Annotated in this window: 9 protein-coding genes and 1 pseudogene; all 10 read right to left on the bottom strand. The window is 45.9% G+C overall.

The window, feature by feature from the left end; genetic code table 11:
• Positions 1 to 458: 458 nt before the first annotated feature.
• A complete protein-coding gene (locus J2S00_RS19400; RefSeq protein ID WP_370875910.1) occupies positions 459 to 743 on the bottom strand; it encodes a hypothetical protein in 285 nt (94 codons plus the stop codon).
• Positions 744 to 1,263: 520 nt separating this feature from the next.
• On the bottom strand, positions 1,264 to 3,054 hold the full coding sequence (locus tag J2S00_RS19395; protein WP_307343851.1) for a M56 family metallopeptidase: 1,791 nt from the start codon (positions 3,052 to 3,054) through the stop codon (positions 1,264 to 1,266).
• 21 nt (positions 3,055 to 3,075) lie between these two features.
• The gene (locus J2S00_RS19390; protein WP_307343848.1) at positions 3,076 to 4,272 is read right to left on the bottom strand and encodes an ABC transporter permease; all 1,197 of its coding nucleotides are present in this window, start codon (positions 4,270 to 4,272) and stop codon (positions 3,076 to 3,078) included.
• Positions 4,269 to 4,949, bottom strand: coding sequence for an ABC transporter ATP-binding protein (locus tag J2S00_RS19385; protein WP_307343855.1), 681 nt, complete (start codon positions 4,947 to 4,949; stop codon positions 4,269 to 4,271). The genes J2S00_RS19390 and J2S00_RS19385 overlap by 4 nt, the downstream gene beginning before the upstream one ends.
• Entirely contained in the window at positions 4,933 to 6,129 is a 1,197-nt protein-coding gene (locus tag J2S00_RS19380; RefSeq protein ID WP_307343845.1) for an efflux RND transporter periplasmic adaptor subunit, read from the bottom strand. The genes J2S00_RS19385 and J2S00_RS19380 overlap by 17 nt, the downstream gene beginning before the upstream one ends.
• A gap of 30 nt (positions 6,130 to 6,159) precedes the next feature.
• Positions 6,160 to 6,888, bottom strand: a complete 729-nt coding sequence (yknW, locus tag J2S00_RS19375; protein ID WP_307343842.1) for a YknW family membrane protein — start codon at positions 6,886 to 6,888, stop codon at positions 6,160 to 6,162.
• 177 nt (positions 6,889 to 7,065) lie between these two features.
• Complete coding sequence (locus J2S00_RS19370) at positions 7,066 to 8,163, bottom strand: LolA family protein (protein WP_307343839.1); 1,098 nt, start codon at positions 8,161 to 8,163, stop codon at positions 7,066 to 7,068.
• A 5-nt stretch (positions 8,164 to 8,168) separates the two neighbouring features.
• The gene (locus J2S00_RS19365) at positions 8,169 to 9,623 is read right to left on the bottom strand and encodes a sensor histidine kinase (RefSeq protein ID WP_307343836.1); all 1,455 of its coding nucleotides are present in this window, start codon (positions 9,621 to 9,623) and stop codon (positions 8,169 to 8,171) included.
• Positions 9,620 to 10,321 (bottom strand): response regulator transcription factor, encoded by a 702-nt coding sequence (locus J2S00_RS19360; RefSeq protein WP_307343832.1) that lies wholly within the window; start codon positions 10,319 to 10,321, stop codon positions 9,620 to 9,622. Before J2S00_RS19360 ends, J2S00_RS19365 begins: the two co-directional genes overlap by 4 nt.
• A gap of 274 nt (positions 10,322 to 10,595) precedes the next feature.
• Positions 10,596 to 10,799: pseudogene (locus J2S00_RS19355) on the bottom strand (IS1634 family transposase); the annotation flags it as partial.

Below are 10,799 nucleotides of genomic sequence, written 5' to 3'. Positions count from 1 at the left end.
GTCTAAAGATGGTGCTAAATGATAGTTCCGATTAGAAGATGTCGAACATACCAAAGCTCTACAACATCGTATTATGGAAAACATTTCATTCCAAAATTCAGTGACGCGGAATCTAGGATGAATAGTTAAACAACCCGAATAAAAGAGCCAGAGGTTTGGGCTGGCTCTTTTTGTTTTTATAGTTTAGTCATTAACGATACATGACATAGGCAAGAACAGCAAAATAACCAATGTAAGCAATGACGAAACATAACAAGCCATAGAAGGGCTACCTTCTTGCGATGTCGGTACATCTGTTTTCCCCAATGATAAAAAACACATTTTTCTTTCGTGTCTTTAATCTACTATATTTTGTTTAAATAAACTTGTGTATTATAACAGACCGGCGATGAATAGAAATAATAGAATCACCGGGTACATTAAGACAATCCCAATTACAAGAAACAAAGCTATCCCCTTCATAGAAAATTCCTTTTGCCGAATGAGTTGACGAAAAAACATGATCGAAAAAGGAACGATGAGCAGGATTGCAGTGACCACCCCCGGGGAGTAATCGAAAAAATGAGGGATCCCAGTATGTGACCAAGAGCATTGATAAAGATGACGCACTGGGCAATCACAATCAATGTCATAAATAACCTTGAACGAACGATGATTGCCAGGGCGGCCAATGTCATGACAAGGAGTGAAAGCAGAAACATGGCCACTTTCACCTGCTTCTCCGAGGTAAAATGCTGGACCATCCATTGGTCTAAAAACATTATTTCTTCAATGTTATGAAGTATAAAAATAACCGGGATCCAATACAGCCAACGTTGTATAGTCACATTCTGTTTCCGGTTCACCACTTCAAACCACCTGCTTTTTACAATCTCCTGTCGATGATGGTATGGCCCTTTAGGCTGTGCTCTTTTTATTTCCATCTTACGCTAACAACATGGGAGTAATGGCCAGAGAGATTTACTGGCTTATCCGGATTCGCATGGGGATTTGGAATAACGAAATAGAACCATCCTGGATCCTCGTGTCATCCACAGGCGGTCCGTCACACAAAAGAGTCAGGAATGTCCCTGACTCTTTTTAACCATTACTTAAGCGGTAGATAACATAGGCAAAAACAGCACAATAACCTGCATAAGCGATCACGCTAATAGCCCTCTTGTATAACTTGCGCGAAAGTCTTGGGTAGAAAATGAACCTAAATGCTAACATTATTAACACTAATCCGCCCAATAAAAGCAACGCTTCAATAACCAGCCTCATCTATATCCCCGCTCCACTCTTATGATTGCTGTTTTTCCCGGCAATCAACCTGTCAGGCAGCGATTCCTTGAAACGTTCAACCAGCCAGCGTTTGGCAAGACCAAGCCCCCACCCTTGGCGGTATGTCAACAACGTGTTTATTCGCCAATACATGGGCGGGTGAAGCAGCAATTGAAATTCTAACAGCCGCCATCCCCATTTGTCCCGCTCCAAAACAGACAACCGGCCACTGCCTTCATTTTCACGTGCAGTGGAAGTTAAGCTGTATTCTAAACTTTTATCTAAAGCACGTTCCTGGTGAACAGCCAATTGACGCAACGCTTCAGCCATCTGTGCTTTCCCGCCCTCAAGATAGGTGCTGCCCAGATGATCAGCACGCACTTCCATCCATTGGTGGATCAAGGAGAGATATACAGGGAACAGCCATATTAAAGCAACAACTATGCTGATCACGATCCACGTCTGCTCAACAACCAAGGTTTGCAGCTCATCGAACCACAGCGCAATCAACCCGCCCAGCAGGCCCAACCCTGCCAAGCGCAGGACCTGCCCCATAAGCACATCCCTTTTTTGCACATGAACAGCTTCATGGGCAATGATCCCCTCTAAGGCCTTAAGCGGCAATTTTAGCGTGGCTGAAGTTAAAACAATCATCGAACGGCCCACATTCATGCCAATGGCCATGCCATTGTAATCGGCCGCCTCGGTGGCATAGAGGCGCACGCGGCCCAACCCCGCCTGCTGAAAAATCCTTTGCGCTGCTTCATACACCTTGCCTTCCCGGATTTCTTTGATATCCAGGGCAGCAGCCAGCACACGGTCAGAAAAATAAAGATTAAGCCCCCACCACAGCAGAATAATAACCATCATGCTCCACACAGGCACACCAAGTTGATACAACAGCACAACAAGCGCCGAATAGGCCGATATGCCTTTGATGGTAACAGCATAATACAGCTTGCCTGCCAAGCGTTTGAGTAAGGCTGGATGCCAGAGCGGCAACGTTGTCCTTTCCTCAATTGCCGCAGCTTGCTCAGGAGGCAGATATTGAGCAAAGCGCACCTTCCATCGATCTGTTTCCGTTAACGTCAGGTAGATGGATTCACCTGGATATGTCAAACACAGCACCCGGCCAAGATTAACAGTATAATCCTCATGTGATGTAAACACGACAAACAAGTGATTGAGTTTTAGCACATCAGGCGCACTTTCCACGTGCACCGCTTCCAGCTCATGGAGAGGCAACTGTTTGGATTTGTTGCGCGAGACAATTAATAATTGCCCTTCCTGTTGGACAAAATAGACTTTGGTCGTCAGGAAGATGATCATACGCTCCACTAATTTGCCATAAATGCTTAGCAAAATAAACAAATTGATGACAGGAAGTACAGATTGTTCTTCAGGCAGGTAAATAATGGCCAATACCATCCCCACGGTGACCAGCAGGGTGAGCAGCACATCAATGGCCAGCCGTGAAAATTTCCTTTGTACTGCAATTTCTTCCACACCCAGATGGCGAACTTTCTCTTTCAACTCTAGATACTTATCTCGGCCATCTGTCAATTGCATGGTGACAATAGCTGCATAGGCAGCAAAGCTGATCAAAAGCACTGCGCTACCCAGGGGGTATGTATAGATTAAACAGACCACCCCACCCACGGACAAAAGCAACAGACTCCTATTGCCTGCTTTTTTGGATTTACAGCCCACATATTCACTAATCAAGCCTATAACAATACCCAGGCCAATTGCCAACCACAAATCGGTCCATGATGGCAAACCCAATGACATCGTACTCTCCTCTTTCCCTGCCTACTCGTATCTCAACGCCTCAATAGGATCCAGCTTGGCTGCTTTATTGGCCGGCAAAATCCCGAAGATAATACCGATCACCATGGAAAAGACCAATCCTCCGATCATCACAGGAACCGACACCAAGGGTGGTAGTTTTAACAACATGGTGATCAGATAAGCACCGCCTGTACCTAGTAAAATACCAATGGAGCCCCCAATGGTGGTCAAGGCCATGGCTTCAATCAGAAACTGGAACAATATTTTACCCCTTGTCGCTCCCAAGGCTTTGCGGATGCCTATCTCCCTTGTTCTCTCGGTGACGGAAACGAGCATAATGTTCATCACGCCGATGCCGCCCACCACCAGAGAAATACCGGCAATCCCCCCGATAATGGCCGTCATAATCCCTGTGATGACGGACAGTTGTTCCTGAATTTGCTCCAGGTTAAACACCACGAATTGTCCCTCAACATCCTTCTTGTTGTTGAGCAGCTGGGTTGCTTTCTCACCAGCAATTTCCAATGTACGGGCGTCCTTGGCTTGGATCGTTAAATTTTGAATCTCGTTATAGCCATATATCATCGGCCAAGTGGACAGAGGCACAATCACCTTGTTGGTGCCAAAATTAAAAAAGTCTGTCCGTTCCTCTTCAAACACGCCAATAATTTGGTAGACCTGACGCTCCAGCTCCAGTGTTTGTCCAATGGGATTCTCCTCAGCAAACAACTCTCTCCGCACGTCTTCACTGATCAACATGACCCGCCTGGCCTGGAGAATATCGTCCGGCTGAATGAGACGTCCCATCGTTAAATCCAACGGTTCCACATCATAGTATCCGTCCGTCATGCCAATCAATAACGCATCGGTATTCTCCTCCCGCTGATGAAGCTGGACAAATTGGGAGTTATAAGCGATCACCCGCTCAATTTCCGGAATGCGCGCCAAGTCCTCCACATCTTGGTCCGTAAAGTAAGTTTCACTCCAAGGATCATAGTAAAACATCTGGTCGGCAGGCGGCTCATAGTAAATATCCAGCGTATTATTGCCTGAACCGGCAAATGTGGACTTCAGTGCCGCTTCTCCTGCTTGGCCAATGGCCACAACGGTGATCACAGCCCCTACACCAATGATAATCCCCAGCATGGTCAAAGCTGAGCGCAGCTTGTGGGCCATAATGGAGGTAATGGCCATCTTAATGCTGTCCAAAATACTCAACTGGCCTCCCTCCTGTCTTCCAGCAGGCGTCCATCACGGATGAGCAGGTGGCGGCGGGTGTGCGCTGCAATCTCCGGATCGTGGGTGACCAAAATGATGGTTTTCCCTTGTTCATTTAAACGCTGAAAAATCCGCATCACCTGCTCTCCTGAGGCCGTATCCAAGGCGCCTGTCGGTTCGTCAGCCAGAATCAAGTGTGGATCATTGACAATGGCCCTGGCAATGGAGACCCGTTGCTTTTGGCCGCCGGACAACTGATTGGGCAGATGATGCAGCCTGTCTCCCAGCCCGACGCTTTCCAGTGCTTGTGTGGCTTTTTCCAGCCGTATCTTCTTCTTCACTCCCGCGTAGATCAAAGGCAGCTCTACATTTTGCAGGGCCGTCAAGCGGGGCAGCAAATGAAACTGCTGGAACACAAAGCCAATATACTGGTTGCGTATCGCTGCCAGCCGCACATCATCTGCTTCACTGGTATTGATGCCATTAAGCAGATAAGTCCCTGCACTGGCCCGGTCCAAACATCCCAGGATATTCATCAGAGTGGACTTTCCCGACCCTGATGGTCCCATAATGGAGACAAATTCACCACTCTCAATAGTTAAATTGATATCGGTCAACGCCTCAAACCATTCTGACCCGTCTTTAAACCGTTTGCCCACATTAATCAGCTGGATCATTGCTAACCACTTCCATTCCATCCGTCCAATCGGCAGCCGGATTGAGTACAACAGTCTCCCCAATGGTTACACCGCTTGTCACTTCTTTGCCCTTTTCATTGACCGATCCTGTTGTCACCAGGCGCTGTTCAAGCCTTCCCTCGTTCAAGACATACACATACTCTTCCTCGTCCATTTCCATAAAGGCTTCAAAGGGGAGTAATATCGCATCTTCCCGTACATCCGTCATGATTTCCACACTGACATGATAACCGTGCTTAAGCCCCGGTTTATCCTCCGTAATCTCCACCGTAAATGGATAGTATGTAATTTGGGCCTCACCGCCCATACCCATTCCTTCCATCGATGCCTGTGGAATAAACTCAACATCAACAACCTGCCCCTCCCAGGCTTCCTCGGCGAGTACTTTCGGCTTAATCATGACATGTTGACCGGCTTCAACATGGACCGTATCGTACTCGGAGATGGTTCCTTGGACCAGGTATTGACCAGTTGATTCAATGATGATCAGCGGAGTGGGTTCCAACCCTTGCTGCAGTACAGCTTGTTCATCAATTTTTTGGACAATGCCCCCTGTGCGACTGGTAACAACTAATTTATTTTCCTCACTTCTCAGCTGTTCTCGCTGGATTTTTTGCTCTTCCTGATCCAACTGTAAGAGACGCTCCTGCAGGGCCAGTTGCTCCTTTTCCCGCTCCAGCTGATTCAGCAGCTCTTTGAGCCGTTCTTCTTCATATTCATTTTGTTCATCACGGGCTTGTTGCAGTTTGCGCCTCGTTTCACTGATCTCCCGCTCATTATTCTTTTTCTGCTGAGTTAAATCTTCCACTTGCAGGGCCAAACGTTTATTTTGCAGATCCAGTTGCTGAAGCTGGGCAGCAACTTGCCCACTCTGATAGCGAAACAATGGGGTACCTGCTTCAATCTCTTGTCCTTCCTCTACCAAAATCTCATCCAGCTCACCTAGAGCAGGATCAAAGTAAACTTCCTCAAAATGGGCAGGCACAACTTGACCTGAGGCAATGAGGCTGTCATGCACTGTTTCCCCTTCAACCACCATGGTCTCAAGCAGCTCAGCCTGCACCGAGGTGGCAGGCTGGGCAGTGTTCATATACAGATTTAAGCCAATAACGGCTGTGATGACTGCGATTACACCGACAATGATGAGTGCTTTTTTCAAAATAACTCCCTCCAGTTGGTCTTTGGCCCCTTACATTGGGGGTAAAAGTCCTTCGATCCAGGCAGCAAAAACAGATACGATAAAAGCAGATGCCAACCAAAAGCCTAAGGAGACGGCCAAACCTTTTTTCAAAGAGGCATGGGCAAATACAGCCAGGCCAATACCAATTAACACAAACGACCAAATGCTAAATATCTCAATGCTGCTCAAGAAGTTAAACATAAACAGGCTGGCCTCTTCTCCAGCCAAAAAGGCCAGGCTGGTCACCGGTGTCAAGTCGCCTGTCTGGTTGATGAATATGAGGCTGACGATCCCATTTAATATCATTGGAGACTGGGCCAAGGTAGAGATGGCCAGCACTTGTTTATAGGACAGGTCCATTTGAGCCAGTTTGGTAATGATAAAGATGAACAGGGCAGCAATCAACAGCATAATGACAAATCCAATCGCGCCGCCCACTGCAGCCGTTATGGCACCAAACAGCATGGCCGTGGCCATGACATCCTCCTCCAGCATTTCAGGCGGCAGTTCAGCTTCCAAATCTCCCATTAACACATTGGGAAGCATCACAGCAGACAAATAACCAAATACCACCATTAACAAGGCCAATATAACCAATTTCAAACCAAACTTTGGCTGCAACTTAAACTGCTTGTATGTCTCCACTGGGGCATACAGCACAGTTAAGAGGGCCAACTTGTTGCCCTTCTGTGCTTGAGGACCTGCTTCAGGTTGGTTATGGTTGACATTGGTTTCCATTTAAACACTCTCCTTAATCTTTAAAATCAAATATGATATGGTAAAATTGGACTACTTATTAATACTACACAATCAATACCTTGAATGATAGTCTTATCTTTTTCTAAGACTCACTTGCAATCAGTAGATAAAGGATAGGAGTCAGAGCAGTTTCTATTATTCGTATATTCTCTGACGTTATTTAACAGGTGTCATTTTATCTGCCAACACCTTTAAATCTTTCACCGTCAAGTGAGGATCAACCAATATGATCGAATAATTCAAGCCATTTTCCTGCCAATACAGAGAGCGGAAATCATTCATTTCCATATATGTCCCTTCTTGGCCGCGAATGGTGACAGCTTCCTCACCCGGGAACATTTCCGGCTCCCCTTCATCTTGAGGGGACTGGAAGACAGTCAACGTTAAATAAGGCAGTCCATCTTGATGATAATCCACATTCACTTCTGTTCTGTCCAGCTCTCCTTTTAATTCAAGCAGTTCAACACGCGCAATGGTCAGCCCATCCGTTTCAGGGAAGTGGAGAAAAGGGTGTCCAATGTTCTCTGCTGCTTCAGCAAGCGTCACTTCCCTGGTCTTATTCATCTCATCCAGATTCAAGATATGAACATCATCCGGGAGTTCTAGTGTAAATGTTTCGGCTGGAATCTCCGGATTGAATTCCACTTTGGTATACACCAGTTCGGTCTTCATGTCACCAGAGATGGAAATCATTTTTAACACCAACCAGTTCTCCTTATCAATCCACAGTTCCTGATCTCCAAATAATGATGTCGTTTCCTGTGCCCGAGCACTGACGTGATAGGTGCTGCGTCCTGCGATTTCCTCCTCGCCTCCCAATGCGACATCATGGGTGTCTTGTATCATTTTCAGCAATTGCTCTGCCTGTTGTTTCGGTGACACTTGATTGAAAGAGAGGAGCTCCGGGTCTTCAATCACAAAGGCCTGCTTTTTCTCCGGTTGATAGCTGATCAGCCTCTCTCCGTCATTCACAGCAATGCTCGTTTCACTGCCGTCTTGGGATTCAATTTCTGTCCTTCTTTTGCCATCCTCACTCACCCACTCTTTGACCAGCATATGTTCAAGAATGGTGTCTTTTTCGTAGATCTTCATCTCAGCTTCAGCGTAATAATCCCCTAACTCAGATGCACTCTCCAGGGCATTTTTCAGCACTTGTTCCGGTAAAAATTGATTTCCTTCAGATGAACATCCCATGAGTCCGATTGCAATCACCCCGATCATACTCATGATTCCAACTATTTTGATTAACTTCACTGCCTTCACCTTCTTCTCTGTGGTAAATGACATATGATGCAAGTGCCTATACCTTCCTGTGAAACGATGTGAACATCTCCGCCATGTTTCTCCATGATTTGTTTGGTAATACTCAGTCCAAGGCCGGTCCGGCGAGCATCTTGCTTCGTTCCGGCCTGATCGGCCTGATAAAGGGGTTCGAAGACATGGGCCAATTTTTCTTTGGCGATACCTTCGCCTTCATTTTGAACGATAAGAAAAACGCGATCCTGACAATCAAAGCGGACTTGTTCCTGAACGAAAGGGAACAGCCATTCCGGCAGTGGCCAGTCAGCCGATACAGCGGCCAGCCCAATATGCGCTCCCTGTTGCGTATGCTGAATGGCATTGCTCATCAGATTATCGGCCACGCGTATCATTTGGTTGGGATTGACCAGATAATTCCCTGTCACTGCACAATAGACATCCAAATGTATATGCCTGGCTTTACACAAAGGCTCGTAGTCGGAAACAAGCATTTCAAAAAATTCACTGCCATCCACTTCAACAAATTCCATTTCATAGGCCGGTGATTGGAGCAGAGTATACATCAATAAATCATCGAGCATCTGGTGCATGTAATTGGCTTTATCCACAATAATCTTGTGGTATTCCTGACGCTCATGGACAGATAAATCCTGTTCAGTGGTTAGCGATTCTGCGTAAGCACGGATCGACGTAAGCGGTGTTTTTAAATCATGGGAAATGGTGGCAATCATATATTCCTTTTCCTGCTGTTCTTTGGCGATTTTTGCTCTTGCCTTTTCAATTTGGTTTTGCATCTGATAAAAATGTTGCATCAATGTACCAATCTCATCTTTCCCTGCGGGCATCTGCTCCACTGTTTCCTGATTGGCAAAAGCCGTCATGTGCTGCATTAAGCGATTTAAGCGACTGTTCAATTTGCGATGAACCAATATCATCACGGTCAGGTAGATCAGTACAAACAGGCCCACAAACAGCCCAACCATCATCCAGGTGCGTTTAGCAACACCAGCAGCCCATTCATCACGACTTAAGTTCACTTCAAAAAAACCAACCAGCTCATGCCCAGCAAAAACGGGCTGCTTGTAGCTGTAAGCACGATACCCTTGTTCAAGTGAATACAAATTTTGATACAGTTCTGACTTACTAGGTGCAAGTTGAGGTGAGACATACATAGGATCCGAAGTATACAGGACCAGCCCATCACGGTTATAGAGAACAATAGACAGTTGTGGACTAATCAGTCGATCAACTTGGTCCCTCCCAGTCTCACGATAAAGTAGCGGATCATCTAACACTGAAATCACATGTTGCAACTGGGACCATTTTTGAAGGTACTCTTCTACTTTTTGATCATTGTGAAATGCATTAATCCAAGCAAATAAAAGATAGGCAGTCACAAGGGGGAGAATCATAACAAGCAGGTAAGACAACAACAACCATGTTCTTAATTTCATAGCGGCTCACCAATAAACCGGTAGCCTTTCCCCCACACGGTCTGAATAAACTGAGGTGATTTCACAGGATCATTTAGTTTTTCCCGCAATGATTTAATATGGACAGTGACTGTATGTAATCCTTCAGCATCAGGTTGCTGCCAGACATGCTGATACAACTCACTTTTGGAAAAAACGCGCTGAGGATTCTGGGCCAGTAATTTAAGCAGATCAAACTCTTTTGCTGTGAGGGGGACCTCGTGTTCGTGCAGTACAGCCTTATGTTGATCCCAGTAGAGGGTTAATCCCCCGAGATAATCCGTCTTTTTTTCCACATCAGGGATCCCTTTATAACGACGCCAACGCCGTAATAATGACTCAACACGGGCTTTTAATTCTGCCAGACTGAATGGCTTGGCGACATAATCGTCTGCACCAAGATGAAGTCCTTTAACTTTGTCTTCATCTTCTTTGCGCGCACTAATCATCATCAGAGGAACATCACTTTTCCAACGAATATTTTTACAAAGGGTAAGCCCATCCATCTCCGGCAGCATAAGATCAACCAGAACAAGATCATAGGACCTCTCCTGAAAATCTTCCCAACCTTCCAACCCGGTCGTTGCCCATGTTACTTCGTAGCCGTCACGCACAAAAGTATCCCTGATCACACGCGCGATTTCCGGATCATCTTCCACAAGTAACAATCGCCAACTCATGTTTGACTCCCCCTGAAAACCAATGTAGCACAACCATACTCGATTGCTGCGGATTTTATAAATTTTTTATTTTTTTGCTCTGTCAATGATATAAAACCCATATTTTGCGCGGCTTCAAATATAAAACCTAAATTTCGCGTCACTGAATTTGTTTCCCATAAATACTATGTGAGTATACCTTAAGAGCTTTGGTATGTTCGACATCTTCTAACCTGAACTGCCACTTAACACCGTTGTTCGACATCGAAAAGACCAAATAACCCCTTCCAGGGCTTTAAACACGCGTGTTTTCGACACCATTCCCGCCTTTAAGCTGCGTATAAATGGCGGGACTCATCCCTAAGAGAGTTAATATACGTTCAATTTGGGACCGAAGGTTCTCAGGTAATAGACGGATGGTTTGCCCATTTTGCTCCATCTGCACGATCTGTACTGTGTCCAATATTTCCAGCACTGCTTCACCGGTGGGACGAAAGCT

The organism is Caldalkalibacillus uzonensis (genome assembly GCF_030814135.1).
Taxonomy (GTDB): Bacteria; Bacillota; Bacilli; order Caldalkalibacillales; family Caldalkalibacillaceae; genus Caldalkalibacillus; species Caldalkalibacillus uzonensis.
Note: the sequence above shows the minus strand (reverse complement) of the source record. Positions and strands in the feature narration are given on the sequence as shown.

Excerpts from the sequence above, each read along its gene's own strand:
- J2S00_RS19400 (WP_370875910.1), bottom strand. The coding sequence starts at position 743 with ATGGTCCAGCATTTTACCTCGGAGAAGCAGGTGAAAGTGGCCATGTTT.
- J2S00_RS19395 (WP_307343851.1), bottom strand. The coding sequence starts at position 3,054 with ATGTCATTGGGTTTGCCATCATGGACCGATTTGTGGTTGGCAATTGGC.
- J2S00_RS19385 (WP_307343855.1), bottom strand. The coding sequence starts at position 4,949 with ATGATCCAGCTGATTAATGTGGGCAAACGGTTTAAAGACGGGTCAGAA.
- yknW (WP_307343842.1), bottom strand. The coding sequence starts at position 6,888 with ATGGAAACCAATGTCAACCATAACCAACCTGAAGCAGGTCCTCAAGCA.
- J2S00_RS19365 (WP_307343836.1), bottom strand. The coding sequence starts at position 9,623 with ATGAAATTAAGAACATGGTTGTTGTTGTCTTACCTGCTTGTTATGATT.
- J2S00_RS19360 (WP_307343832.1), bottom strand. The coding sequence starts at position 10,321 with ATGAGTTGGCGATTGTTACTTGTGGAAGATGATCCGGAAATCGCGCGT.